The sequence below is a fragment of the Mycobacterium lehmannii genome (assembly GCF_002245535.1).
In the GTDB taxonomy this organism is placed as follows: Bacteria; Actinomycetota; Actinomycetes; order Mycobacteriales; family Mycobacteriaceae; genus Mycobacterium; species Mycobacterium lehmannii.
Window position 1 is genome coordinate 1 of the sequence record NZ_NKCN01000016.1, and the last position, 25847, is coordinate 25847.

The following is a 25847-nucleotide window of genomic DNA, read 5'->3' on the forward strand; positions in this document are numbered from 1 at the left end:
GAGGGAGAAAGGAGAGGAGGAATGAGGGAACGAGAAAGAAGGGGAGAAGAGGAATCGTGGAGAGAAGACGGAGGGAAAGGGAGGGTGGAAACAAAACAAGTGGACGGGGGTAGAAGTGGGAAAAACGAAGAAAGAGGAGGGGGAGAGGTAGAAGAAGAGGGAAGAGAGGAAGACAGGGAGAAACGGATCGACTCGTCATCGACCGCCGGCGGCCCCACCCGCCCCAGGCTGGTCCCCGTCCCACACGACGGGCCGCTGCTCATGTCGGCCTCGCAGCTGCGGATGTGGTTCCAGTACCGCATCGACGGACCGAGCCCGGTCAACAACATCCCGTTCGCGGCCCGCATCAACGGGCCCTGTGACGCCGACGCGTTCGTGCGCGCGGTGCGCGACGTGGTGGCCCGGCACGAGGTGCTGCGCACGACGTACCGCGAAATCGACGGTGCGCCATATCAGATCGTCAACGACGAACTGGAGGTCGCGGTGCGCCGCGCCCACGGCGCCGACGACGCCTGGCTGGAGACCGAGCTCGGCAAGGAGCGCAGGCACATCTTCGACCTGGAAGCCGACCCACCCGTTCGCGCGGCCGTGCTCGCAACGCCGGACGCGCACGTGGTCTCGCTGGTGGTGCATCACATCGCCGCCGACCACTGGTCGGCGATGGTGTTGTTCACCGACCTGCTGACGGCCTACCGGGCCAGGCGCGCCGGTGAGGCACCGGGTTTCGCGCCGCTGCCGGTCCAGTACGCGGACTACGCGGCGTGGCAGGCGGCCCTGCTCGGCGAAACCGACGGGCCCGTCGCCGCGCAGCGCGACTACTGGCGCGAGCAGTTGGCCGGTCTGCACGAGGATCCGGGCCTGACCCCGGATTTCCCGCGCCCGCCGGTGCTCAGCGGGGAGGGGGACGCCGTCGAGTTCGGTATCGACGCCGCCACCCGCGGCAAGCTCGCCGAACTGAGCCAGGAGCTCGGGGTCACCGAGTTCATGCTCTTGCAGGCGGCCGTGGCGGTCGCGCTGCACAAAGCCGGTGAGCGCCCGGACATTCCGTTGGGCACCCCGGTCGCGGGCCGCACCGAGGCCGAACTCGACCAGCTCGTCGGCTTCTTCATCAACATCGTGGTGCTGCGCAACGATCTGACCGACAACCCGACGCTGCGCGAGGTGCTGCGCCGGGCCCGCGACACCGCGCTTCAGGCCTACGCCCACCAGGACCTGCCGTTCGACCAGGTGGTCGATGCGGTCAGCCCGGCGCGGTCGCTGTCGCGCAACCCCTTGTTCGGTGTCGTCGTGCACGTGCGGGAGGCGCTGCCCGCCGACCAGGTGATCGAATCGCGGCCCGACGGCGACACCACGTTCACCGCGCTCGAGCCCCCGTTCGACGTCGCGCACGCCGACCTGTCGGTGAACTTCTTCGGCGCCGACGACGGCTACCGCGGCCACGTCATCTACCGCACCGACCTGTATCGGCGCAGCACCGCCGAACGGTTCGTCGGGTGGCTGAATCGTGTGCTGGCCGCCTTCGCCGACGATCCCGGTCAACGGGTGCGCGACGTGCAGATCGCCGACGGCGAAGAGCGCCGGCTGGTGCAGCGGTTCAGCGCGGCGGCATCGGCCAGCGTGCTCGACGGCTGGCGCGACCCGGTCGCGATCGGCGTGGTCGGCGACGTCTACGAGCACGTCGTCGACGAGACGGGCGCCGACCTGCGTGCGACGGGCAGACGTGGGCGCTGGACCGTCGACGGTGAACTGGAGTACATCGAGGCCGTCGAGGCGCGTCGCCCGGCGACGCCTGCCGGGCCGGCCGAACCCGTGCGCACCGAAACCGAACGCGTGCTGGCATCGCTGCTCGCCGAGGTCGTCAACGTGCCCGAGGTGAACCGCACCGACGACTTCTTCGAGCTCGGTGGCGATTCCATCCTCGCGGTACAGCTCGCCGCCCGGGCGCGCGATGTCGGGCTGGCGGTCACTGCGCGAATGGTGTTCGAGCACCCCACGATCCACGAACTGGCTGCCAAGGTGGACGGTGGCGCGGAGACGGAGACACCCGACGTCCATCACGAGCCGATGGCGGCCTCGGGCCTGTCGGCCGACGAACTGGCGGCGGTCACGTCGATGTGGTCGGCGTCCCAAGAGGGCGCACCGTGACCTCGACGCAGGCCGAACCAAAGGTCGCCATCGAGGACGTGATGGCGCTCAGCCCGCTTCAGCAGGGGCTGTTCTCGCTGGCGCAGCTGAGCAGCGCCGAAGATGGCGGCGAGGACCCGTATGTCATCACCATGGCGGCCGATGTCACCGGATCGCTCGACGCGGGCCTACTGCGCGAGTGCGCGGCCACGATGCTCGCCCGTCACCCCAACCTGCGGGCGAGTTTCGTTCGGGCGCAGAGCAAACCGGTCCAGATTGTGCCGAACCGCGTCGACGTGCCGTGGCGTCACATCACCGCGGCGGCCGACGAGGTCGAGGCGCTCGAGACCGATGAATATCGCAGGCCGTTCAACCTCGCGCGCGGACCGGCGATCGGGTTCCTGTTGATCGAGGTGCCCGAATCGCACTGGCGATTTGTCGTCGTGGCCCACCACATCATCATCGACGGGTGGTCGCTGCCGCTGTTCGTCGGCGAGCTGATCTCGCTGTACCGCTCGGGCGGCGACCCGTCCGTACTCCCACCGCCGCCGCGCCCGTACCGCGACTACATCGGCTGGCTGGCCGGCCGCGATCAGGAGACCAGCCGCGCGCTGTGGCGTGAGCACCTCGCCGGCCTCGACGCCCCGACGCTCGTCACACCCGCTCTCACCTCCGGGGAGCCGCCCACCGGTGAACCGCACCGTACCGAGCTGCGGCTGGGTCGGGACGATACGCAGCAGTTGGCCGAGGCCGCCCGGTCCCGCGGTGTCACGGTCAACACCCTGGTCCAGATGGCTTGGGCCGCAGTGCTCTCGGCGTTCACCGACCGCTCCGATGTGGTGTTCGGTGTGACGGTGTCCGGACGCCCCGGCGAGTTGGCGGGCGTGGAGACCATGGTCGGGCTTTTCATCAACACGGTGCCGCTGCGGGTCCGGTTGGACCCGACGGCCCGAGTGGGCGCCCAATGCGTTGCGCTGCAACGCGAAGCGGCCAAGCTGCGCGACCACGGATACCTGCCCCACAACGAACTGCGGGCCCTGGGTGGCATCGGCGAGATGTACGACACCCTTCTCGTGTACGAGAACTTCCCGCCCGGCGGCCTGGTCGGTGGCGGCGACTTCGAGGCCAACGGCGCGACATTCCGGCCTGCTGCGCTGGAGAGCGTGTCGCACTTCCCGGTCACCATTGCCGCGCACATGAACGACGATCAGCTCACTGTCCTGGTCGAAGTCGTCGAAGGGGCGCTGGGCCAGATGACTCCCGAGTCGCTCGGGCATCGGTTGCTCACCACCACACAGCGACTGATCACCGGCTGGGATCGGCCGCTGCGCGACGTCAATACCCTGCTCGACGGCGAGGGCGCTATCGCAACCGCTGAGCCCGCGCCGGCGAGCGAACATCTCGGCGTGCACACCGCGTTCGCCGAAGCCGCAAGCGCGCGGTTGGGTTCACCGGCGCTGAGTTGGTCCGGCGGTGAGCTGACCTACCGACAACTCGACGAGGCGGCCGATCGGCTCGCCGCCGCGCTGGTGGCCAAGGGTGTACACGCCGAAACCCCTGTCGCGATCCGCCTTTCACGAGGACCGCAGTACGTCGTCGCGATGCTGGCGGTGCTCAAGGCAGGTGGTGTGATCGTGCCGCTGGACCCCGGGATGCCTGCCGAGCGGATCGCCGACATCCTCGACCAGTGCGCTGCGACCGTCGTCGTCGACGACGAGATGCTCGCCGAGGTCCCGTCCGAAACCGCCGAAGACTTCCGACCGGTGACCGTGCTGCCGGGTCAGGCCGCCTACATGGTGTTCACCTCCGGCACCACCGGCAGGCCGAAGGGGGTCATCGGGACCCACCAGGCGCTACTGGCCTACGCCGAGGACCACGCCCGAAATGTGCTGCGCCCCGCGGCGGCTCGGCTTCGTCACCCGCTGCGGGTGGCCCACGCCTGGTCGTTCACGTTCGACGCCGCATGGCAGCCGCTGGCCGCCCTGCTCGACGGCCATGCGGTGCACATCGTCGACGACCACATCCAGCGTGACGCCGAGGCGCTGGTCGAAACGATCGGCCGGTACGGGATCGACCTGATCGACACCACCCCGTCGATGTTCGCCCAGCTGCACGCGGTCGGACTGCTGACGACGGTGCCACTCGGGGTGCTCGCACTCGGCGGGGAGGCCGTCGGCATCCCGGCGTGGAACCTGATCCGCGACGAATGCGCGCGCACCGGCATGGCGGCCTACAACTGTTACGGCCCAACCGAAACCACCGTCGAAGCCGTCGTCGCCACGATCGCCGAACACGACCAGCCGACCATCGGGCATCCCACGTCGCCCAGCAGGGCCTACGTGCTGGATTCGTGGCTGCGACCGGTACCCGACGGTGTGCCGGGCGAGTTGTACCTGTCGGGCGGCCAACTGACGCGCGGCTACCTGGGCCGGTTCGGCGAGACCGCCCGCCGGTTTGTCGCCGACCCGTTCAGGCACGGCGAGCGCATGTACCGGACCGGTGACGTGGTGCGGCGCCAACCCGACGGCGCGCTGGAGTTCCTCGGGCGCTCCGACGCGCAGGTGAAGATTCGTGGCTTCCGGGTGGAGCCGAGCGAGATCTCGGCGGTCCTGCACAGCCATCCCGCGGTGCGCCACGCCCACGTCATGGTGCGCCAGCAACGGTGGGGCGCACAACTGGTGGCGTTCGTCGCCGCCGCACCTGCGCCGGCGGCCTCCGAGTTGCGCGCCATGGTGTCAAAACGCCTGCCGCGCTACATGGTTCCGCACTCGATCGTGGTCATCGACCAGATGCCGCTGACCACGCATGGCAAGGTCGACGAGGCCGCACTGACTGCGATCGCCGTCGCCGAGGGGCCCTCGACCGCGCCGGAGACCGAGACCGAGAAGGCGCTGGCCGCAGTGCTCTGCGAGTTGCTTGAAAGCCCCGACGTCACCACCATCGATGTCAACGCGGATCTACTGGCCCTCGGCCTGGACAGCATCGTCGCGCTGTCGGTGGTGCAGGCCGCCCGCAGGCGTGGAATCCCGTTGCGCGCCAGGCTGATGCTGGAGTGCGCGACATTGCGTGAGCTCGCGGAGGCCATCGAGAACGAGTCGGCGCTCGCCGAGCACGACGACGACCCCGATGGTCCGACGCCCGTGCTGCCCAGCGCGCACTGGCTCTACGAACACGGCGAACCGCGACGGTTGGCGCAGACCGAGGCCATCCGGTTGCCTGACGGCGTCACCCGAGATCGACTCGAGCAGATTCTGCGCGCCGTGGTCGGCGGACATCCGATACTGCGAAGCCGGATCGACAGGCAGACGATGACGCTCGTCGAGCACGAGCCACAAGATCTGCTGGCCGAGGTGCCCGTGGACGACGACACGGACGAAGCCCTCGTCGCAGCCGTGGCCGAACACGCCCATCGATCGGTGGAACGCCTTGACCCCGAACAGGGTTCGATGCTCGCCGCGGTGTGGCTGCACCCACCCAGCGGGCCCGGCATCCTGCTGCTGACCGCCCATGTGCTGGCCGCGGACCCGTCCTCCTGGCGGATCCTGTTGGCCGAACTCGACGCGGCCTGGCACACCATCGCATCGGGCCGCGAACCGGCGCCCATCCGCGAGCACACCACCTACCGGCGCTGGTCGAGGCTGCTGCGCGAGCGGGCGTACACGCTTGACACGGCCGACTTCTGGGCGGCTCAACTCGACGGCGAGGACCCACCGCTCGGCGCCCGCAGGCTGCGCCCGCAGACCGATCGGGTCGGCGACGTCGTCGTCTCGATGGCGGTGACCGACACAGACCTCACCCTGCGGTTGCTCAACGCCTCCGAACCCGCGCCGCACCTGCTGGCTGCCGCGGCGGCGCGCACCGTCACCCGCTGGCGGCTGCACCGCGGCCAGGGCACCCCGCCGCCGCTGTTGGCCCTGGAGACACACGGCCGCGCCGACAACCTGATCGACACCGTCGACACCTCCGACACCGTCGGCCTGCTCACCGCGATCTACCCGCTGCGTGTGCAGACCGCCCGCGATGTGGGCGAGATTCCCGGTGACGGCATCGATTACGGGCTGCTGCGCTATCTGCGGCCCGACACCGCCGAACGCCTGGCGGCGCTGCCCGAACCGCAAGTGTTGCTCAACTTCCTGGGCCGGGTGCACGCGGGGTTCGACGGCGGTGCGCTGCGTCCGGACCGGGCACTGCTGGCGGGGGTGTCGCCGCTGCCCGAACCGCGGCTGGCGGTCCGGCACGAACTGACCGTGCTCGCCGCCGTACTCGGCGACAGCGACGCGCCGGTGCTGGGCACGCAATGGCGCACGCTTCCCGAGATTCTGTCCGCCGACGATGTCGCCGCACTGCAGGCGATGTGGCTGGAATCGCTACGAGAGGTCGTTTCATGAGCCGGACACTTGCGGTGGTGGGTGCGGGCGCCAAGGCCGTCGCCGTCGCCGCCAAGGCCGCCGAACTTCGCGACATGGGCATCGATGTGCCCGAGGTCGTCGCCGTCGAGAAGACCGGCGTGGCCGCCAACTGGCAGGCCGACGGTGGTTGGACCGACGGGCAGCATCGGTTGGGCACGAGCCCGGAGAAGGACGTCGGCTTCCCGTACCGCTCGGCCCTGGTGCCGCGGCGCAACGCCGAACTCGACGAGCGCATGACGCGGCACAGCTGGCAGCAGTACCTGATCTCGACGGGCCAGTTCGCCGAGTGGGTCGACCGCGGACGGCCCGCCCCCACCCATCGCAGGTGGAGCCAGTACCTGCGCTGGGTCGCGGGCAACGTCGAGATGAACGTGGTTCGCGGCGAGGTGCGCGGCATCTCGGTCGACACCGAATCCGGTGAGCCGCGGTGGGCGCTGCAGACGCCCGACCGCACCGTGACGGCCGATGGCCTGATGATCACGGGCCCCGGTCAGCCGGAGCGCTCGATCCTGCCGGGCAATCCGCGGGTACTGTCGATCGCGCAGTTCTGGCATCGCGCGGCGCAGTACGAGCTGATCCGCGCCGAACGCGTGGCGGTCATCGGCGGGGGAGAGACCGCGGCGTCGATGCTCAACGAGCTGTTCCGGCATCGGGTTTCGACGATCACGGTGATCTCGCCGCAGGTGACCCTGTTCACCCGAGGCGAAGGATTCTTCGAGAACACGCTGTTCTCCGACCCCACCGGCTGGACCAGCCTGGCCATGACGGAGCGCCGCGACGCGCTGTTACGTACCGACCGCGGGGTGTTCTCCGCCCGCGTGCAGGAGGCGCTGCTCGCCGACGACCGGATCCGCCACTTGCGGGGCCGGGTCGCGCACGCGGTCGCCCGCGAAGGCCGTATCCGGTTGACGCTGAGCACAACTCAGGGCGGCGAATCGCTCGAGACGGTGCACGGTTTCGACCTCGTCATCGACGGCTCGGGTGCCGACGCGATGTGGTTCGTGCCACTGCTCGGCCAGGACGCATTGGATCTGCTGGAACTCGGCCTCGGCGCGCCGCTGACCCCGGATGTGCTGCAGGAGGCCATCGGCGACGACCTCGCCGTCTCCGGGTTGCGGCCCAAGCTCTTCCTGCCGGGTCTGTCGGGACTCACGCAGGGGCCGGGCTTTCCCAATCTGTCGTGTCTGGGTCTGTTGTCGGACCGCATCCTTGGCGCCGACCTGGGCGAGGCCACCGGCGCGTCACCGAAAGGGCATGAGCGTCAATCAGTTCGGTGAGGCGGTTCTAAACCTGTCGCGCCTGGGCCCACGCGTCAGCCGGGGACGGAACGTCCATGTCGAACACGCGCGCGTGCAGCACCGTGCGGTTGCGCAACGCGGCCCGCACCGCGCGGTGCAACCCGTCTTCGAGGTAGATGACGCCCTTCCACCGCACCGCGTGCGGGAACAGGTCGCCGTAGAACGTCGAATCCTCGGAGAGCAGTCGGTCGAGCGCGAGCACCGTGGTGGTGGTGACCAACTCGTCGAGGCGGATCTGGCGCGGGGGGATCTGCGCCCATTGGCGGTGGGACAACCCGTGCTCGGGGTAGGGCCTACCCTCCCTGACTCCCTTGAAGATCATCGGGCCAGCGTCCTTCGAGTCGTCCCCCGAGTCCTCCCCGGACTGTGACAACAAGTAGCAAGGCTAATGCACCGCGATCGCGCCTGTTGCACGTGTCGAAGAGCCGCGCACGCGCTATCGGCGCTGTTGGTGCCCCTAAAATGGGTGACAACGCGATTCGAGGGGTAGGTGAGCAACATGGGTAGCGCCGACGACCGCCGGTTCGAGGTGCTGCGCGCGATCGTCGCCGACTTCGTGGCCACCAAGGAGCCGATCGGGTCGAAGACGCTCGTCGAGCGGCACAACCTCGGGGTGTCCAGTGCGACCGTGCGCAACGACATGGCGGTGCTGGAGGCCGAGGGCTACATCGCCCAGCCCCACACCAGCTCCGGGCGCGTGCCCACCGAGAAGGGCTACCGCGAGTTCGTCGACAGGATCGACGACATCAAACCGCTGTCCTCGTCGGAACGTCGCGCGATCCTGTCGTTCCTCGAATCCGGCGTCGATCTCGACGATGTGTTGCGCCGCGCCGTGCGCCTGCTCGCGCAGCTGACGCGCCAGGTCGCGATCGTGCAGTACCCGACGCTGTCCACCTCCACGGTGCGCCACCTGGAAGTGGTCGCGCTCACCCCGGCCAAGCTGCTGCTGGTGGTGATCACCGACACCGGCCGGGTGGACCAGCGCATGGTCGAGCTGGGCGACACGCTCGATGAGCACGACGTGAGCAAGCTGCGCGACCTGCTCGGTCAGGCCCTGGAGGGCAAACCGCTGGCGGCCGCATCGGTGGCCGTCGCAGACCTGGCCTCCCAGCTGCACGGGCACGGCGGGCTCGCCGACGCGGTCGGCCGGTCGGCCACCGTGCTGGTCGAGACGCTCGTCGAGCACCGCGAGGAGCGGCTGCTGCTGGGAGGCACCGCCAACCTCACCCGCAACACCGCCGACTTCGGCGGCTCCCTGCGATCGGTGCTCGAGGCGCTCGAGGAGCAGGTGGTGGTGCTGCGGCTGCTGGCGGCGCAGCAGGAGGCCGGCAAGGTGACCGTGCGCATCGGCCACGAAACCGAGGCCGAGGAGATGGCCGGTACGTCGGTGGTGACGACCGCGTACGGCAGTTCGGGCAAGGTGTACGGCGGCATGGGTGTGTTAGGGCCCACCCGAATGGACTATCCGGGAACTATCGCTAATGTCGCTGCGGTTGCTCTCTATATCGGGGAAGTCTTAGGCAGCCGGTAGACCCGGCACAGGTGGAAGGTCAGGCAAGTCAGCGTGGCACGCGACTATTACGGGCTGCTCGGCGTGAGCAAGGGCGCGTCGGATGCGGAGATCAAGCGCGCCTATCGCAGGTTGGCGCGCGAACTGCATCCCGACGTCAATCCGGACGAAGCCGCTCAGGCCCGGTTCAAGGACATCAGCGCCGCCTACGAGGTGCTCAGCGATCCGGAGAAGCGCCGCATTGTCGATCTCGGCGGCGACCCGCTGGAGTCGGCGGCGAACGGCGCCGGTTTCTCCGGTGGCTTCGGGGGCCTTGGCGACGTGTTCGAGGCGTTCTTCGGCGGCGGCGCGACCACCCGCGGGCCGATCGGCCGGGTGCGGCCCGGGTCGGATTCGCTGCTGCGGATGCGGTTGGACCTGTCGGAGTGCGCGACAGGCGTGACCAAGCAGGTCACCGTCGACACCGCGGTGCTGTGCGACCTGTGCCACGGCAAGGGCACACACGGCAACTCCGCCCCGATGACCTGCGACACCTGTGGCGGCCGCGGCGAGATCCAGACGGTGCAGCGCTCGCTGCTGGGCCAGGTCATGACGTCGCGGCCCTGTCCGGTGTGCGGCGGCGTCGGTGAGGTCATCCCAGACCCCTGCCATCGCTGTGGCGGTGACGGCCGCGTGCGCGCCCGCCGGGAGATCAGCGTGAAGATCCCAGCAGGTGTCGGCGACGGCATGCGGGTGCGGCTGGCGGCACAGGGCGAGGTCGGACCCGGCGGTGGACCCGCGGGCGACTTGTACGTCGAGGTGCACGAGCAGCCGCACGCCACCTTTATGCGCGACAGCGACGATCTGCACTGCACGATCTCGGTGCCGATGGTCGACGCGGCGCTGGGCACCTCCGTCACCGTCGACGCGATCCTCGACGGGCCGACCGAGATCGCGATCCCGTCCGGCACACAGCCCGGCGCCATCGTCACGCTGCGGGGCCACGGAATGCCGCATCTGCGCTCCGGGGTCCGCGGTGACCTGCACGCCCACATCGATGTCGTGGTGCCGTCGCGGCTGGACAACGAGGACGCCGAACTGCTGCGCAAGCTCAAGGCCAAGCGCGCCCGCGACGTCGCCGAGGTGCGCTCGGCGCAGCCGACGGCCGCGAGCGGCGGCGGGCTGTTCAGCCGGCTGCGTGAGACGTTCAGCGGCCGGTGACGGTCGCGATCCCGCTCGGATGACGACCCGCCCACAGAATCCGACCCGGACGCCTCGGTAACGCGATGTCCGCGGCGCTGTTCTACGTCGACGCCCTGCCTGGGGTCGGTGAGCTCGCGGTCGTCGAGGGCGACGAGGGTTTCCACGCCGCCAATGTGCGCCGCATCCGGCCCGGTGAGCGCCTACAGCTCAGCGACGGCGCCGGCGAGCTCGCGCACTGCGAGGTCGACGAGGTGGCCAAGGGGAGGTTGACGGCGCGGGTGCTGGACCGGCGTTTCGTACCGCCCCCGTCACCGACGGTGACCGTCGTGCAGGCGCTGCCCAAGTCGGATCGCTCGGAGTTGGCGATCGAATTGGCCACCGAGGCGGGCGCGGACGCGTTCGTGGCCTGGCAGGCCGCCCGATGCGTGGCTCGGTGGGACTCCGGGCCCAAGGCCGAAAAAGGTCTGCGCCGCTGGAGTGCGGTGGCCCGCTCGGCGGCCCGGCAGTCGCGGCGGGCCCGCATCCCCGAGCTCAGCGGCCCGGTCTCGACCACCCAGCTGGTCGACGGACTCGGGGGCCGAGACGCCGTCGTGCTCGCGTTGCACGAATCGGCGACGCAGCGACTCGCCGATGCGCCGGTCGCCGCGGCCGATGCGGTGGTCGTGGTGGTGGGACCGGAAGGCGGCATCGCCGACGACGAGCTGGCCGCGCTGTGCGATGCGGGTGCGACGGCCGTGCGGCTGGGGCCCACGGTGCTGCGGACCTCCACCGCCGCGGCTGTTGCGCTGGGGGCGCTGGGCGTGCTGACCGAACGGTGGTCGTGATGGGCGGACGCCTTAAGCATTGGGTCGTGTCGCTGACCAGCGGTAAACTGTGAACAGACATCAGCAACGGCCAGGCCAGAACCAGAAAGCAGGCACTGAACCCTCTTGACGCCCCGCGAGACGACCGCTGACTCTGATCAGTCTTCTGAGTCGGTACGCAGCAGCATCAACATTCCGCCCGACCTCGTCGTGGGCCTACTGGGTTCCGCCGACGAGAATCTGCGCGCGCTCGAGCGCGTCCTGGCGGCCGACATCCATGTGCGCGGCAACGCGCTGACCCTGTCCGGTGAACCCGCCGACGTCGCGCTCGCCGAACGGGTGATCTCCGAACTGATCGCGATCGTGGGCAACGGCCAGGCCCTGAACCCCGACGTCGTGCGGCACAGCGTCGGGATGCTCACCGGAACCGGGAACGAGTCGCCCGCCGAGGTGCTCACCCTCGACATCCTGTCGCGGCGCGGTAAGACAATCCGGCCCAAGACGCTGAACCAGAAGCGCTACGTCGACGCCATCGACGCGCACACCATCGTGTTCGGCATCGGTCCCGCGGGCACCGGTAAGACGTATCTGGCGATGGCCAAGGCCGTCAACGCTTTACAGTCCAAGCAGGTGTCGCGGATCATCCTCACCCGGCCGGCAGTGGAGGCCGGTGAGCGGCTCGGCTTCCTGCCCGGCACGTTGAGCGAGAAGATCGACCCGTATCTGCGCCCGCTCTACGATGCGCTGCACGACATGATGGACCCCGAGCTGATCCCGAAGCTGATGAGCGCCGGGGTGATCGAGGTTGCGCCGCTGGCGTACATGAGGGGCAGAACGATTTCGGATGCCTTCATCATCCTCGACGAGGCGCAGAACACCACCGCCGAGCAGATGAAGATGTTTCTGACCCGGCTCGGCTTCAACTCGAAAATCGTTGTGACGGGCGATATCACGCAGGTCGACCTGCCCGGAGGGGCCGCTTCGGGCCTGCACGCGGCGATGCGGATCCTCGACGGCATCGACGACATCCACTTCGCCGAGCTCACCAGCGCCGACGTCGTGCGGCACCGGCTGGTGTCGGAGATCGTCGACGCGTACGCGCGACACGACGAGCCCACGCAGCTCAACCGTGCCCAGCGCCGCGCCTCCGGCGGCCGTGCCCGACGGTAGCGGCCGATATGAGCATCGAGGTGTCCAACGAGTCGGGCATCGACGTCTCCGAAGAGGAACTGATCAGCGTCGCCCGCTTCGTCATCCGCAAGATGAAGGTCAACCCCGCGGCCGAACTGTCGATGGTGCTGCTCGACACCGCCGCGATGGCCGATCTGCACATGCGGTGGATGGACCTGCCGGGCCCCACCGACGTCATGAGCTTCCCGATGGACGAGCTGGAGCCGGGCGGTCGGCCCGACGCACCCGAGCCGGGTCCGGCCATGTTGGGTGACATCGCGCTGTGCCCGCAGTTCGCCGCAGACCAGGCCGCTGCGGCCGGGCATTCGCTGGGCCAGGAGCTGGCGTTGCTCACCGTGCACGGGGTTTTGCACCTGCTGGGCTACGACCACGCCGAGCCCGCCGAGGAAAAAGAGATGTTCACCTTGCAGCGTCAACTGCTCGAGGAGTGGGTCGCCGACCAGGTCGAGGCCTACCACCACGACCGCCAGTCCGAGAAGGAACGCCGGCTCCTCGACAACTCGCGATACTTCGACGAACTGTGACCGGCGTCGGACAGCTGATCTTCGCGATCGTCCTCGTCTTCTTCGGCGGGGTGTTCGCGGCGATCGACGCGGCCCTGAGCACGGTGTCGATGGCGCGCGTCGAGGAACTCGTCCGCGAGGAACGACCGGGAGCGGTGCGGCTGGCCAGGGTGATGGCCGAGCGTCCTCGCTACATCAACCTGATCGTGTTGCTGCGCATCGCCTGCGAGGTCGGGCCGACGGTGTTGTTGGCCGCCTATCTCGATGGGCATCTCGGCGTCACGTGGGGGTTGTTCGTCGCCGCCGCGATCATGGTGGTGGTCAGCTTCGTCGTGATAGGCGTCGGCCCGCGCACGCTCGGCAGACAACACGCCTACACGATCGCCCTGCTCGCGGCCCTTCCGCTGCAAGCCCTTTCGGTGCTGCTGACACCGATCAGCCGGTTGCTGGTGCTGCTCGGTAACGCGCTGACACCTGGCCGCGGATTCCGCAACGGCCCGTTCGCCTCCGAGATCGAACTGCGCGAGGTGGTCGACCTGGCCCAGCAGCGCGGTGTGGTGGCCGACGACGAGCGGCGGATGATCCAGTCGGTGTTCGAACTCGGTGACACCCCGGCACGCGAGGTGATGGTGCCGCGCACCGAGATGGTGTGGATCGAAAGCGACAAGACCGCAGGGCAGGCGACCTCACTGGCGGTGCGCAGCGGCCACTCCCGGATCCCGGTGATCGGCGAGAACGTCGACGACATCGTCGGCGTCGTCTACCTCAAAGACCTCGTGCAGCGGACGTACTACTCAACCGACGGCGGTCGCGGCACCAAGGTCTCCGATGTCATGCGGCGCACGGTGTTCGTACCGGATTCCAAGCCGCTCGACGAGTTGCTGCGCGAGATGCAGCGCGACCGCGTCCACATGGTTCTGCTGGTCGACGAGTACGGCGCGATCGCCGGCCTGGTCACCATCGAGGACGTCCTCGAGGAGATCGTCGGCGAGATCGTCGACGAGTACGACGCCGGCGAAGTGGTGCCCGTAGAAGACTTGGGCGACAACCGCTATCGCGTCTCGGCCCGATTGCCGATCGAGGACCTCGGCGAGCTCTACGACATCGAGTTCGACGACGACCTCGATGTGGACACCGTCGGCGGTCTCGTCGCGCTGGAACTCGGCCGCGTCCCGCTTCCGGGCGCCGAGGTGACGTGGGATGGGCTGCGACTGCAGGCCGAAGGCGGGCCGGACCCCCGCGGGCGGGTGCGCATCGGCACGGTTCTGGTCAGCCGCACCGAGACTCCGCAAAGAGAAGACGACGGCGGTGATGACGATGAGCGCGTACGCGAGGAGCGGTGAGGCACGATGACTGACCTCGACAGTGAGGACGCCAAGCTCGTGACGCTGGCGCGCGGGGCGATGGCGCGGGCCGAGGCCGGCAGCGGCGCCGCTGTCCGCGACCGTGACGGCCGCACCTACGCGGCGGCCCCGGTGGCGCTGACGGCGTTGGAGCTGACCGCATTACAGGCCGCCGTGGCCGCAGCGGTGTCGAGCGGCGCGACCGGGCTGGAGGCCGCAGTGGTGCTCGGCGGCCCGGCCGACGACGCGGGTGTAGCCGCGGTGCACGAGCTGTCCGCGGACGCGATGGTGATCGTCACAGACCGATCCGGGCGCCCGGTGCGAAACCCATGAGCGACGAATTCCGTTCGGGCTTCGTCTGTTTCGTCGGCCGGCCCAATACCGGAAAGTCGACGCTGACCAACGCGCTGGTGGGCGCCAAGGTAGCGATCACGTCGAACCGCCCGCAGACCACCCGGCACACCATTCGCGGAATCGTGCACCGCGAGAACTTTCAGATCGTGCTCGTCGATACCCCCGGGCTGCACCGCCCGCGCACGCTGCTCGGGCAGCGGCTCAACGACCTGGTCAAGGACACCTACTCCGAGGTCGACGTCATCGGATGGTGCATCCCCGCCGACGAGAGGATCGGTCCCGGCGACCGCTGGATCCACGACCAGATCCGCGCGGTCGCACCCAAGACCACGCTGGTCGCGATCGTCACCAAGATCGACAAGGTGCCCAAGGACCGCATCGCGGCGCAACTGGTGGCGGTCAGCGAGCTGGTCGGACCCGACGCGGAGATCGTGCCGGTGTCGGCGACCGCGGGGGACAACCTCGACGTCCTCGTCGACGTGCTCGCCTCCGAACTCCCGCCGGGACCGGCCTTCTACCCCGACGGCGAGCTCACCGACGAGCCAGAGGAGACCCTGATGGCCGAGCTGATCCGCGAGGCCGCGCTCGAAGGCGTGCGCGACGAACTACCGCACTCGCTGGCCGTCGTCATCGATGAGGTCACCCCGCGCGAGGGCCGCACACCCGAGCAGGGCGAGCTGATCGACGTCCACGCGATCCTGTTCGTCGAACGCGAGAGCCAGAAGGGCATCGTCATCGGCAAGGGCGGCGCCAGGCTGCGCGAGGTCGGCACCGCCGCGCGCCAGCAGATCGAAAAGCTGCTGGGCACCAAGGTCTATCTCGACCTGAGGGTCAAGATCGCCAAGAACTGGCAACGCGACCCGAAACAACTGGGCCGCCTGGGCTTCTAGCGCGTCAACTCTGGGCGCCCGAGCCCGGCTCCCCGAACGGCCGTCCCGGGCCGTGTGCCGGTGGGGCGCCGTCGCCCTTGCCGTAGACCGCCACCACCACCGTGCGATCGAGCGCGTTGGCCGACCACACGCCGATGTCGACGTTCGAACAGTCGGCCATGATGGCCTTGTAGTCCGGTCGGTGATACCACTGGTTGAGCAACTCGATGCCGCTCATCGCCAGCGCGGGGTTGATGGCCACCGTCTCCGTCACCGGGCCCGCGTAGCCGGCGTTGCGCGCACGGTCGGCGACCGTGCTGCCGTCCGAGCCGATGTCGCCGCCCAGCGCGCGGTTGTTGAGCACGTCGTTGGTGTGCCATTCGGCGGCCAGGCGCAGCTTCGGGTTGATCTTGATGTCGGTGTCGCAGCCGGCTTGCTTCTGGATGGTGTAGACGTTGGCCACCACACCGTCGTTGAACCGCTTGTTGTCAGCGGCCGCGGTCGGAACCCCGGTCACCAAGCCGCCCACCAGCCCAAGAACCGGTAACGCGCACGCATAACCCAGCGCTCTCATGCCGGAAGACTCTACGCGACCTCGTCGGAGACGTCCTCGGGTTCGCGCCGGTCGGAGGCCGCTACGGGCTTGTCGGAGGCCGCGGGCTCGGGGTCGGGGGCGGGTGCGGGAAACCACCACGGCTCGGGCTGGCGCACCGTCCAGCCGTTGATCGCCTCCAACTCCGCGGCCAGCGAGATCAGCAACGGCTCGCTGTTGGCCGGGCCCATCAGCTGAACGCCGATCGGCAGGCCTTCGGAGGTGAACCCGGCCGGCACGTTGATCGACGGCCAGCCCAGCAGATTCCACGGCCAGGTCACCGGGCACGCCTTGATCATCGTGCGGTCGGTGGCCAGCCCGCCGAGCTCGTCGAACTCGTGCACCTTGGGCGGCGGCTGCGCGGTCGTGGGGGCCAGCACCACATCGGCGATGTTGAAGATGTATCCGATGCGGCGATGCGCGCGGGCCTCGCGGGCGCGGGCCTTGCGCAGCACGTGCTCCGACAGCAACCGGCCGGTGCGCAGGTTGGCCTTGGTCCGCTTGTCGAGCGTGACGCCGTGGCCGAGCCGGTCGGCCCACTCCAGCAGCCCCGACGTCGACCGGGACAGGAAGTTCCACGACATCTCGAGGCTGTAGTCGGGATCGGCGCCGAACACGCTGTGCCCGAGGTCCTCGAGCTGAGCGGCGACGACGGCCATCGCCGCCTGGATCTCCGGGTGCAGCTTGGCGCGGAACACCGTGAACGGGAACTTCGTCGACATCGCGACCCGCAGGGGACCGGGCGCCTGTGCCACGTACTCCGAAACCTTGACCGGTGGGGGCTGATGGCGATCGCCTGCGACGTTGCCGGACGCGGCGTCGAGCACCAGCGCCGCATCGGCGACGGTGCGTGCCAGCACGCCGTTGACCGTGATCCCGTTGAACGCCTCGGGCAGCGGCCACGTCGAGATCCGGCCGCGCTGTGGTTTGATGCCGACCAGATGCGTCCACGCGGCTGGGATGCGCACGCTGCCCGCCCCGTCGGAGCCGATCGCGGCGGTCACCAGCCCGGCCGCCACCGCGGCGGCGCTGCCGCCGGATGAACCGCCGGGTGTGTGGTCGCGTGACCACGGGTTGCGGGTGTGGCCGAAGGCGGGTCCACTGGTGAACGGCCACTGACCGAGTTCGCAGGTGTTGGTCTTGCCGACGATGACCGCGCCCGCCGCCTTCAACCGCCGCACCACCTCGGCGTCCCGGGTGGCGGGGCGGACATTGCCGTCGGCGCCGAACCGGGTCGGATGGCCCGCGACGTCGACGTCGTCCTTGACCGCGATCGGGATGCCCAGCAGGGGATACCTCGAAAGATCCTGGCCCGCGGCGCGTTTGCGGTCCGCGGCTGCGGCGTCGATGAGGGCCTGCTCGGTGAACACCACGCGGAACGCGTTGAGCGTCGGTTGGCTGGCCGCGATGGCGTCGAGCGAGCGCTGAACCAGTTCCACCGACGTTATGGATCCGCTCGCGAGCTGGAAGAGCTGTTGAGTGAGGGTGGGGAATCGCGCGTTTTTGACCATCGAGTAGAAGCTTATCGGCGGTGCGGATCGGAATCTGACGGACCGCAGTGGGAGACTGAACCGATGCGGCTGTATCGGGACCGGGCGGTGGTGCTGCGCCAGCACAAGCTCGGCGAGGCCGACCGCATCGTGACTCTTCTCACCCGCGATCACGGGTTGGTGCGGGCGGTGGCCAAGGGGGTGCGGCGCACCCGCAGCAAGTTCGGTGCCAGGCTGGAGCCGTTCGCGCACATCGACGTTCAGCTGCACCCGGGCCGCAACCTCGACATCGTCACCCAGGTGCAGGCCATCGACGCGTTCGCCTCCGACATCGTCAGCGACTACGGCCGCTACACCTGCGCCTGCGCGGTGCTGGAGACCGCGGAGCGCCTGGCCGGTGAGGAACGCGCGCCGATGCCCGCGCTGCACCGGCTGACGGTGGCCGCGTTGCGGGCGGTGGCCGACGGCGGCCGGCCCCGTGAGCTCGTGTTGGACGCGTACCTGTTGCGCGCCATGGGGATCGCGGGCTGGGCACCGGCGTTGACCGAATGCGCCCGCTGCGCTGCCCCTGGTCCCCACCGGGCGTTCCACGTGGCGGCCGGGGGCAGCGTGTGCGTGCACTGCCGACCCTCCGGATCGGCGACGCCGCCCCAGGCCGTGCTGGACCTGATGGCCGCGCTACACGACGGGGACTGGGAGTACGCCGAGACGTCGACGGCGTCGCACCGCAGCCAGGCCAGCGGGCTGGTGGCCGCGCATTTGCAGTGGCATCTGGAGCGCCAATTGCGGACGTTGCCGCTGGTGGAACGGGTGTACCGGGTGGATAGGAGTGTCGGCGACCAGCACGCGTCGGTGGTCGGGCAGGATGTGCCACATGGCGAGCGAACGGGATGGGCGGAGGAAGAAGGCTCCGCCGACCTACCCACAGCTGCCTCCGGCGCCTGACGACTATCCCACGTTCCCGGACAAGTCGACGTGGCCCGTCGTCTTTCCTGATATTCCTGCAGGAACCAACGGCCGGTTCGCGCGCCCGCCCCAGCACACGTCGAAGGAGGCCGCGCCGCGCATCCCTGCCGATCAGGTGCCCAAGCACGTCGCCGTGGTCATGGACGGCAACGGGCGCTGGGCCACCCAGCGTGGCCTGCACCGCACCGAGGGACACAAGATGGGCGAGGCCGTCCTCATCGACATCACCTGCGGTGCAATCGAAATCGGCATCAAACACCTGACGGTGTACGCGTTCTCCACCGAGAATTGGAAACGCAGCACCGAAGAGGTGCGCTTCCTGATGGGCTTCAACCGGGAGGTGGTGCGTCGCCGCCGGGAGAACCTCAACGACATGGGCGTGCGGATGCGCTGGGTCGGCTCGCGGCCCCGCATGTGGCGCAGCGTGATCAAGGAGTTCGACATCGCCGAGCAGATGACCGTCGGCAACGACGTCATCACGATCAACTACTGCGTCAACTACGGCGGACGCACCGAGATCGTCGAGGCGACGCGCGAGCTCGCGCGGTTGGCCGCCGACGGCAGGATCAAGCCGGACCGCATCAGCGAGGCGACTTTCGCCAAGCACCTGCACCGCTCCGACATCCCCGACGTCGACCTGTTCATCCGGACCTCGGGGGAGCAGCGCGCCAGCAACTTCTTGCTCTGGCAGGCCGCCTACGCCGAGTTCGTGTTCCAGGACAAGTTGTGGCCGGACTACGACCGCCGCGACCTGTGGGCCGCCTGCGAGGAGTACGTCAACCGCAACCGTCGCTTCGGCCGGGCCGAATGACGTACCTGAGCGGCAGGGCCTGATCATGTACCTGAGCGGGAGAGCGTGATGGCAATGCAGGAGCGGCTCGGCGAGATTCTCGAGGGCGTGGTGCCCGTGACGCGAGAGGACGACGGGGCGGTCACCGTCCACCACGACGAGACCTTCGCCTCGCTGCGCACGGTCGCGGTCGCCGAAGGCCTGGAATTGGTGTCGCTGACCCAGATTCTGGCCTGGGATCTGCCGCTGGATGCCAAGCTGCGCGCCGCGGTCGCCGAACACGCCCACAACACGCTGCTGGGCACGGTGTCGCTGGCCTCCAAGAGCGCGCCAGCGCAGATCGCCGCCGGCGCCAAGCGCAACTCCAAGAAGGCCGCGGATGTGTTGCTGCGCTACAACTTTCCTGCCGCCGGGCTGACCGATGACGCGCTGCGCACGCTGATTCTCATGGTGCTCGCGACCGGCGCCGAGGTGCGCCGCGCGCTAGTCGGCTGAACCGTTCGTCGTCGCGCACTGCCCGCACACGCCGAAGATTTCGATCGTGTGGCTGATGTCGGAGAAGCCGTGCTGTCGGGCGATGTCGGCGGTCCAGGTCTCGACGTCGCCGCCCTGGATCTCCACGGTCGAACCGCATGCGCGACAGACCAGGTGGTGATGGTGGTCCTCCGAACAGCGGCGGTACACCGACTCGCCGGTGTCGGTGCGCAGCGTGTCGACGACGCCTGCGGCCGCCATCTGTTGCAGGGTGCGGTACACGGTGGTCAGCCCGATGCCTTCGCCGCGGCGGCGCAGCTCGTCGTGCAGTTCCTGGGCCGAACGGAACTCGTCGACGTTATCGAGCAGGTCCGCGATGGCTGCGCGTTGCCTCGTGGCGCGCACTCCCATGCTCATCGGCAGGTGATCACTCGTGCGCCTCGCCCGCGTGCGTGACCGCCGCGACGACGATGTCGGCGAGGTGATGATCGACGAGGCGGTACATCACCTCGCGTCCGGACCGTTCACCGGCGACGACGCCGGCGGCCTTCAGGATGCGCAGGTGCTGGCTGACCAACGGCTGGGGCACCGCCAGCGCGTCGACGAGCTCGTGCACGCAGCGCGCCGACTCCCGCAGCTGCAGCACGATCGCGATCCGCACCGGAGCGGCCAACGCGCGCAGCAGGTCGCCGGAGGTGTCGAGCACGTTGCGCGGTGGCAGGGCGGGATACGGTGCGCCGCCGTGGTCGTGGGCGTCCCCGGTGGCGACGTGTCCGTCCGCCAAAGTGGAAACGATTTTCATTACGGCCAACAATACATGCGCTTCTATGCATGTCAACGTTGGGATACGGCTGCCCCAATTGCCGCGGGCGACCGTGTCTGTCCGCGAAATCGCGGCGTGTCGCCGTGCAAATGCGGTCGCTCGGCGGCGGTGAGCGTGTCGCTAGGCTATGCAGTCGTGGCTCACTCTTCCTCGATCATCGACACCGTTGCGAACCTGGCCAAACGGCGCGGGCTGGTTTACCAGGCGGGGGAGATCTATGGCGGCACCAAGTCGGCGTGGGACTACGGCCCGCTCGGCGTGGAACTCAAGGAGAACATCAAGCGCCAGTGGTGGCGGTCGGTGGTCACCAGCCGCGACGACGTGGTGGGCCTGGACTCGTCGATCATTCTGCCCCGCGAGGTGTGGGTGGCGTCCGGACACGTCGACGTGTTCAACGATCCGCTGGTCGAGTGCCTCAACTGTCACAAGCGGCATCGGCAGGACCACCTGCAGGAGGCGTATGCCGAAAAGAAGGGGATCAGCGAACCCGAATCCGTCGCGATGACCGAGATCGCATGCCCGGACTGTGGGACCAAGGGTCAGTGGACCGAACCGCGCGACTTCAACATGATGCTCAAGACCTACCTCGGTCCGATCGAGAGCGAAGAGGGTCTGCACTATCTGCGGCCGGAGACCGCGCAGGGCATCTTCGTCAACTTCGCCAACGTGGTGACCACGCAACGCAAGAAGCCGCCGTTCGGCATCGCCCAGACCGGCAAGAGCTTCCGCAACGAGATCACGCCGGGCAACTTCATCTTCCGGACCCGCGAGTTCGAGCAGATGGAGATGGAGTTCTTCGTCGAGCCGTCGACCGCACGCGAGTGGCACCAGTACTGGATCGACGAGCGGCTGCAGTGGTATGTCGAACTGGGCATCGACCGCGACAATCTCCGGCTCTACGAGCATCCGAAGGAGAAGCTGTCGCACTATTCCGACCGCACCGTCGACATCGAGTACAAGTTCGGATTCCAGGGCAACCCGTGGGGCGAGCTGGAGGGTGTCGCGAACCGCACCGATTTCGACCTTTCCACGCACACAAAGCATTCCGGTGCGGACCTGTCCTACTACGACCAGGCCAGCGACACCCGCTACGTCCCCTATGTGATCGAGCCGGCGGCCGGCCTGACGCGGTCGTTCATGGCGTTCCTCGTCGACGCATACGCCGAGGACGAGGCGCCCAACGCCAAGGGCGGCGTCGATAAGCGCACGGTGTTGCGGCTGGATCCGCGGCTCGCGCCGGTCAAGGCCGCGGTGCTGCCGCTGTCGCGCAACGAGGCGCTCTCGCCGAAGGCGCGCGACCTGGCCACCGAATTGCGTAAGTGCTGGAACGTCGAGTTCGACGACGCGGGCGCGATCGGGCGGCGTTACCGTCGCCAGGACGAGATCGGTACCCCGTTCTGCGTGACGGTCGACTTCGACACACTCGAGGACCAGGCCGTCACCGTCCGTGAGCGCGACGCGATGACGCAGGACCGGGTCGCCCTCGATCAGGTCAGTGACTACCTCGGCGCCCGCCTCAAAGGCTGCTGACTCGCGGCGGGTTCACTCCAGCCCGTTTCCGCGAGCGTGCGTGTGTGCCCACGACACGCCGCGAAAATTGAGCACTAGACGCACGCTCACTCATCGCCGAGCGTGCGTGTCTGTCGGCAACACGCCGTTGCAAGGCAACACTTTTCGCACCGTCGCACCGCGCCGAGCGTGCAGAAACTGCGGCAAAACGTCGGTGTGTCGTGAGCAGACACGCACGTTCGCGGTTCAGAGGAAAGGTGCAGAGAGCTACCTAGAAGCGGCCGCCGCCGCCGAACATCCCGCCACCGCCACCGGAGCCGCCGAACGAGCCGGGGCTGAACCCGCCACCGCCGAAACCGCCGAAGCCGCCGCGCATTCCTCCGCTGAGGATGTTTCCGATGAGAATGCCGCCGATGATCGCGCCCATATTGCCCCCACCGCCGCGGCCACCGCCGAACGGACCCATGTACGAACTGTGCGCGCTCTGCACGTCGGCGTTGGCCAGGTTCTGCGCCTGTGACGCGAGCATTGCCGCACCGTTGGCGTGCTTGATGGCTTCGGCCGGGTCGGTGGCCCGCCGCTCTTCGGCGGCGCCGATCTGACGGACGGCCTCCGCCAAGCGGGTCCGGGCCTCGGGCCCGACGATGCCGCGACGGGTGTCGATGAAGTCCGACACCGACCGGACCCGCGACCGCGCCGTGAACAGCGCCTCGTCCAAGGCTCGGTTGAGGCGGTCAGCGGCCTCCCGCTCCTGCTCGACGGCGGCCAGTAGCCGATCGAGATCCGCGTCGGCCTTCGTCAGCTCGGTGAAAGTGCCCAGCGGGTCAGCGGCTTTGGAGCGCTGCGCGGCGGCGACGGCTGCCGCTGCCGCGTCACGCGCCTCGGCCAACTGCGCGGCCTGCGGCACGCTGCCCTGCTGCAGCAAGGCGCCTGCCTGCCTGATGCCGTTCTGGATGTCTTCGATCGCCGCGGGCAACGTGGCAGCGGCGCGACGGATGTCACTGGCGGCGCTGTCCACCGCGTCGAGCAGACCACGCGCCTGCACCAGCGCCGACTCCGCCGCTCGCACGCTTTCGACGAGCTCGCTCTGCTGGCCCGGCACCGGCCGGGCGGCAAGGTCGCGCCCGCGGCTGATGCTCGCATCGGCGAAATCGAGCAGTTCTTTAGCCGCGTCGACGTTGCCTGCCACTGAACTCAACGCCGTCGCGTCGAATTCGCCGTACAGTTCGGCCACCTTCTGGCGTGACGGCTCGAGCCGGGCGGTGATGTCGACCACCTGCTGCGTCATCGAGTCCAGTTTGGACGGGGCGTTGATCACCAGGTTCCGCAGCTCGGCGAACGCGTCGCGTTGCGCGTCGAGCTCACGGTCGGCCTTGGCCGCCGCGACCACCACCCGCGTCAACAGGTCGCGCCTTTGCGCCGGGGTTTCGGGGATGGCGTCGTCGAGGATCTGCCGGACGTTGAACGCTTGAGCGAGCGTGGTTTTCGCGTTGTTGACCGCCCGGGTGAACGGCTCGGTCCGCGAGGTGCCGAACTCCTCGACCGCCAACTCCAGTTCGTGGTCGCTGGTCCGCACCGCGTTGTCGACCTCGACCACCATCGCCCGCGACAGGTCGTCGAGCGCGTCCAGCGATACCGCCGCGAGCGCCTGCGGGTCGCTCGGATCGACTCTGCGCGCAGCGGCGAATTCGGCCTCCCGACGCTTGCGCTGCCGTCGTCGGCGCCAGATCATCAGCACCACCACCGCGAGGGCGATCACTCCGAGGGCGATGAGTAACCCGACCCAGCTAAGCGTCGAACCCGAGCTGCCCGACCGGGCGAGCCCGTCGGCGGCCGCGACCGCCGCTCCGGCCCAGTCGCTGTTGCGCAGGGCGGGTTCGATGTCGTTGCGCCGCACGCTTTCCACCCGGCTCGAGCTCAACTCCGTTGCGCTATCGGGCACCAGGAAGGCGTACGAACGGTCAACCGTGGCCACCGCCAACAGGGCGTCGTAGGTGCCCAGGTCGCTCGTGCGCATGGTGTTGCGCGCCCACGTCTCGGCCGGCTGACCGGAAAACGTGTCGACGTAGACGACCCACAACCGGGTCCTGCTGCTGTTGTAGAGCGAGCCGACCGCCGACGTCACCTGCGCCCGACCGGCGCCGTCGAGGACGCCGGCGTTGTCGGTGACGTAGCCCGGCAGCCGAAACGGCGGCTCGGCGGCCGCCGTCGGCGCGATGAGTGCACCGGCGGCGAGCATGGCGAGCAAAAGGGTCAACAGGCGGACGAGGCGCATGGACGCCAATCTAGTGCGCGGCACGGTCAAGCCGGTTGGTGCTGGCAGACTATCCGTCGGTGACAGGCAACGGAGATCCCTACGACGAGTTCGACCGCCAGCGATGGGTGGACGAGCCGCCGAAGAGCGCTGCACTGCCCGGCACCGACACCGAGCATCGCACCGATTTCGCGCGCGACCGGGCGCGGGTGCTGCACTGTGCGGCGCTTCGCCGACTGGCCGACAAGACGCAGGTCGTCGGCCCCCGTCAGGGCGAAACGCCGCGCACCCGGCTGACCCATTCGCTGGAGGTCGCCCAGATCGGCCGCGGCATGGCGATCGGCCTGGGCTGCGACCCCGACCTCGTCGACCTCGCAGGCCTGGCCCACGACATCGGTCACCCGCCCTACGGCCACAACGGCGAGCGCGCCCTGAACGAGATCGCCGCCGACTGCGGCGGCTTCGAGGGCAACGCCCAGAACTTCCGGATCCTGACCCGCCTCGAACCGAAAACCCTTGACGCAGAGGGTGGTAGCGCGGGGCTGAACCTCACTCGGGCCGCCCTGGACGCCGTCACCAAGTATCCGTGGCGACGCGGGTCGCGGCAGGCCAAGTTCGGTTTCTACTCCGACGACGTGCCGGTGGCCGACTGGGTGCGCACGAACGCGCCCGCGCAGAAGCCCTGCCTGGAGGCGCAGGTCATGGACTGGGCCGACGACGTCGCCTACTCGGTTCACGACGTCGAGGACGGAGTGGTTTCCGGCCGCATCGACATGCGGGTGCTGGCCGACACGGACGCGGCGGCCGTACTGGGTCGGCTGGGCGAGTCGAGCGGGATGGGCGCCGGGCTGCGATCCGGCGACCTGGTGGCCGCCGCGGCGCGGCTGTCGAGCCTGCCGGTCGTGGCCGCAGTGGGTAAGTACGACGGCACGCTGGCCGCATCCGTCGCGCTCAAGAAGTTGACCAGCGAACTCGTCGGCCGGTTCGCCTCGGCGGCCATCGCCGCGACCCGCGAGGAATCCGGTAGGGGGCCTCTGGTCCGCTACCAGGCGGACCTGCGCGTCCCCGATCTGGTGCGGGCCGAGGTTGCGGTGCTCAAGATCCTGGCGCTGCAGTTCATCATGTCGGATCCCCGGCATCTGGAACTGCAGGCCCGGCAGCGCGAACGCGTGCACCGGGTGGTGGCGTGGGTCGCTGCCGGCGCACCTGCCACGCTCGACCCGATCTTCGTGCCTGCGTACAACGCCGCCGGCGACGACGGTGCCCGCCTGCGGGTGGTCATCGACCAGGTCGCGTCCTTCACCGAGGGCCGCCTCGAGCGGTTGGAACCCGCCTAGGCGTCCGCCCGGGGCGCTCTAGACTG

22 protein-coding genes are annotated in these 25847 nt (G+C 68.9%); 16 read left to right on the top strand and 6 right to left on the bottom strand.

Features of this window, described 5'->3' with window-relative positions:
• From CEX87_RS17625 to mbtG, 3 genes are all read left to right on the top strand, one after another.
• Positions 1-2145 (top strand): condensation domain-containing protein (locus CEX87_RS17625; RefSeq protein ID WP_233151429.1); only part of this gene is annotated, 2145 nt, incomplete at its 5' end.
• A gap of 41 nt (positions 2146-2186) precedes the next feature.
• Positions 2187-6512 (top strand): non-ribosomal peptide synthetase, encoded by a 4326-nt coding sequence (locus CEX87_RS17630; RefSeq protein WP_094288457.1) that lies wholly within the window; start codon positions 2187-2189, stop codon positions 6510-6512.
• On the top strand, positions 6509-7810 hold the full coding sequence (gene mbtG / locus CEX87_RS17635) for an NADPH-dependent L-lysine N(6)-monooxygenase MbtG (protein ID WP_094288322.1): 1302 nt from the start codon (positions 6509-6511) through the stop codon (positions 7808-7810). The genes CEX87_RS17630 and mbtG overlap by 4 nt, the downstream gene beginning before the upstream one ends.
• A gap of 7 nt (positions 7811-7817) precedes the next feature.
• Here mbtG and CEX87_RS17640 read toward each other — a convergent pair whose 3' ends face one another.
• Positions 7818-8153, bottom strand: a complete 336-nt coding sequence (locus CEX87_RS17640) for a type II toxin-antitoxin system VapB family antitoxin (RefSeq protein WP_064398938.1) — start codon at positions 8151-8153, stop codon at positions 7818-7820.
• A gap of 177 nt (positions 8154-8330) precedes the next feature.
• On the opposite strand from CEX87_RS17640, the gene hrcA reads away from it, so the two are divergent.
• The 8 genes from hrcA to era all read left to right on the top strand — a co-directional run bounded on the left by hrcA (position 8331) and on the right by era (position 15607).
• Positions 8331-9362: a heat-inducible transcriptional repressor HrcA gene (hrcA, locus tag CEX87_RS17645; protein ID WP_064398940.1), complete on the top strand. Its 1032-nt coding sequence runs from the start codon at positions 8331-8333 to the stop codon at positions 9360-9362.
• 33 nt (positions 9363-9395) lie between these two features.
• Complete coding sequence (dnaJ, locus tag CEX87_RS17650) at positions 9396-10541, top strand: molecular chaperone DnaJ (protein WP_064398941.1); 1146 nt, start codon at positions 9396-9398, stop codon at positions 10539-10541.
• 65 nt (positions 10542-10606) lie between these two features.
• Positions 10607-11347: a 16S rRNA (uracil(1498)-N(3))-methyltransferase gene (locus tag CEX87_RS17655; RefSeq protein ID WP_094288324.1), complete on the top strand. Its 741-nt coding sequence runs from the start codon at positions 10607-10609 to the stop codon at positions 11345-11347.
• Positions 11348-11452: 105 nt separating this feature from the next.
• Positions 11453-12496 (top strand): PhoH family protein, encoded by a 1044-nt coding sequence (locus CEX87_RS17660; protein WP_064398945.1) that lies wholly within the window; start codon positions 11453-11455, stop codon positions 12494-12496.
• Positions 12497-12504: 8 nt separating this feature from the next.
• Positions 12505-13041, top strand: coding sequence for an rRNA maturation RNase YbeY (gene ybeY, locus CEX87_RS17665; RefSeq protein ID WP_064398947.1), 537 nt, complete (start codon positions 12505-12507; stop codon positions 13039-13041).
• On the top strand, positions 13038-14363 hold the full coding sequence (locus tag CEX87_RS17670; RefSeq protein WP_064398949.1) for a hemolysin family protein: 1326 nt from the start codon (positions 13038-13040) through the stop codon (positions 14361-14363). The genes ybeY and CEX87_RS17670 overlap by 4 nt, the downstream gene beginning before the upstream one ends.
• A 6-nt stretch (positions 14364-14369) precedes the next feature.
• Entirely contained in the window at positions 14370-14696 is a 327-nt protein-coding gene (locus tag CEX87_RS17675; protein WP_094288326.1) for a cytidine deaminase, read from the top strand.
• Positions 14693-15607 (top strand): GTPase Era, encoded by a 915-nt coding sequence (gene era / locus CEX87_RS17680; protein ID WP_064419602.1) that lies wholly within the window; start codon positions 14693-14695, stop codon positions 15605-15607. Before CEX87_RS17675 ends, era begins: the two co-directional genes overlap by 4 nt.
• A gap of 4 nt (positions 15608-15611) precedes the next feature.
• Here era and CEX87_RS17685 read toward each other — a convergent pair whose 3' ends face one another.
• On the bottom strand, positions 15612-16160 hold the full coding sequence (locus tag CEX87_RS17685) for a CAP domain-containing protein (protein WP_064398955.1): 549 nt from the start codon (positions 16158-16160) through the stop codon (positions 15612-15614).
• Between the two features lie 11 nt (positions 16161-16171).
• A complete protein-coding gene (locus CEX87_RS17690) occupies positions 16172-17689 on the bottom strand; it encodes an amidase (protein ID WP_064426170.1) in 1518 nt (505 codons plus the stop codon).
• Between the two features lie 63 nt (positions 17690-17752).
• Here CEX87_RS17690 and recO point away from each other — a divergent pair, with 63 nt between their 5' ends.
• Genes recO through CEX87_RS17705 form a run of 3 tightly spaced genes read left to right on the top strand, consistent with a single transcriptional unit; the run spans position 17753 to position 19919 of the window.
• Positions 17753-18613, top strand: a complete 861-nt coding sequence (recO, locus tag CEX87_RS17695; protein WP_064426169.1) for a DNA repair protein RecO — start codon at positions 17753-17755, stop codon at positions 18611-18613.
• Positions 18543-19445: a decaprenyl diphosphate synthase gene (locus CEX87_RS17700; RefSeq protein WP_064398961.1), complete on the top strand. Its 903-nt coding sequence runs from the start codon at positions 18543-18545 to the stop codon at positions 19443-19445. Before recO ends, CEX87_RS17700 begins: the two co-directional genes overlap by 71 nt.
• 48 nt (positions 19446-19493) lie before the next feature.
• Positions 19494-19919 carry a hypothetical protein gene (locus CEX87_RS17705; protein ID WP_064398963.1) on the top strand — a complete coding sequence of 142 codons (426 nt, stop codon included), beginning with the start codon at positions 19494-19496 and terminating at the stop codon, positions 19917-19919.
• On the opposite strand, the gene CEX87_RS17710 is transcribed toward CEX87_RS17705, so the two are convergent.
• Together CEX87_RS17710 and CEX87_RS17715 are read right to left on the bottom strand one after the other, a co-directional pair.
• A complete protein-coding gene (locus CEX87_RS17710) occupies positions 19908-20315 on the bottom strand; it encodes a Fur family transcriptional regulator (RefSeq protein WP_064419598.1) in 408 nt (135 codons plus the stop codon). The two genes, CEX87_RS17705 and CEX87_RS17710, sit on opposite strands and share 12 nt — an antisense overlap.
• 10 nt (positions 20316-20325) lie before the next feature.
• Entirely contained in the window at positions 20326-20700 is a 375-nt protein-coding gene (locus CEX87_RS17715; protein WP_094288329.1) for an ArsR/SmtB family transcription factor, read from the bottom strand.
• A 156-nt stretch (positions 20701-20856) separates the two neighbouring features.
• On the opposite strand from CEX87_RS17715, the gene CEX87_RS17720 reads away from it, so the two are divergent.
• Positions 20857-22251, top strand: coding sequence for a glycine--tRNA ligase (locus tag CEX87_RS17720; protein WP_094288331.1), 1395 nt, complete (start codon positions 20857-20859; stop codon positions 22249-22251).
• Positions 22252-22501: 250 nt separating this feature from the next.
• Here CEX87_RS17720 and CEX87_RS17725 read toward each other — a convergent pair whose 3' ends face one another.
• Entirely contained in the window at positions 22502-24505 is a 2004-nt protein-coding gene (locus CEX87_RS17725) for a TPM domain-containing protein (protein WP_094288333.1), read from the bottom strand.
• Positions 24506-24564: 59 nt separating this feature from the next.
• On the opposite strand from CEX87_RS17725, the gene CEX87_RS17730 reads away from it, so the two are divergent.
• Positions 24565-25821 (top strand): deoxyguanosinetriphosphate triphosphohydrolase, encoded by a 1257-nt coding sequence (locus CEX87_RS17730; protein ID WP_094288458.1) that lies wholly within the window; start codon positions 24565-24567, stop codon positions 25819-25821.
• Positions 25822-25847 lie beyond the last annotated feature (26 nt).

Coding starts and splice junctions, on each gene's coding strand:
- CEX87_RS17630 (WP_094288457.1), top strand. CDS start 2,187: ATGGCGCTCAGCCCGCTTCAGCAGGGGCTGTTCTCGCTGGCGCAGCTG.
- mbtG (WP_094288322.1), top strand. CDS start 6,509: ATGAGCCGGACACTTGCGGTGGTGGGTGCGGGCGCCAAGGCCGTCGCC.
- CEX87_RS17640 (WP_064398938.1), bottom strand. CDS start 8,153: ATGATCTTCAAGGGAGTCAGGGAGGGTAGGCCCTACCCCGAGCACGGG.
- hrcA (WP_064398940.1), top strand. CDS start 8,331: ATGGGTAGCGCCGACGACCGCCGGTTCGAGGTGCTGCGCGCGATCGTC.
- CEX87_RS17655 (WP_094288324.1), top strand. CDS start 10,607: ATGTCCGCGGCGCTGTTCTACGTCGACGCCCTGCCTGGGGTCGGTGAG.
- ybeY (WP_064398947.1), top strand. CDS start 12,505: ATGAGCATCGAGGTGTCCAACGAGTCGGGCATCGACGTCTCCGAAGAG.
- CEX87_RS17675 (WP_094288326.1), top strand. CDS start 14,370: ATGACTGACCTCGACAGTGAGGACGCCAAGCTCGTGACGCTGGCGCGC.
- era (WP_064419602.1), top strand. CDS start 14,693: ATGAGCGACGAATTCCGTTCGGGCTTCGTCTGTTTCGTCGGCCGGCCC.
- CEX87_RS17685 (WP_064398955.1), bottom strand. CDS start 16,160: ATGAGAGCGCTGGGTTATGCGTGCGCGTTACCGGTTCTTGGGCTGGTG.
- CEX87_RS17690 (WP_064426170.1), bottom strand. CDS start 17,689: ATGGTCAAAAACGCGCGATTCCCCACCCTCACTCAACAGCTCTTCCAG.
- recO (WP_064426169.1), top strand. CDS start 17,753: ATGCGGCTGTATCGGGACCGGGCGGTGGTGCTGCGCCAGCACAAGCTC.
- CEX87_RS17700 (WP_064398961.1), top strand. CDS start 18,543: ATGGCGAGCGAACGGGATGGGCGGAGGAAGAAGGCTCCGCCGACCTAC.
- CEX87_RS17705 (WP_064398963.1), top strand. CDS start 19,494: ATGGCAATGCAGGAGCGGCTCGGCGAGATTCTCGAGGGCGTGGTGCCC.
- CEX87_RS17710 (WP_064419598.1), bottom strand. CDS start 20,315: ATGAGCATGGGAGTGCGCGCCACGAGGCAACGCGCAGCCATCGCGGAC.
- CEX87_RS17715 (WP_094288329.1), bottom strand. CDS start 20,700: ATGAAAATCGTTTCCACTTTGGCGGACGGACACGTCGCCACCGGGGAC.
- CEX87_RS17725 (WP_094288333.1), bottom strand. CDS start 24,505: ATGCGCCTCGTCCGCCTGTTGACCCTTTTGCTCGCCATGCTCGCCGCC.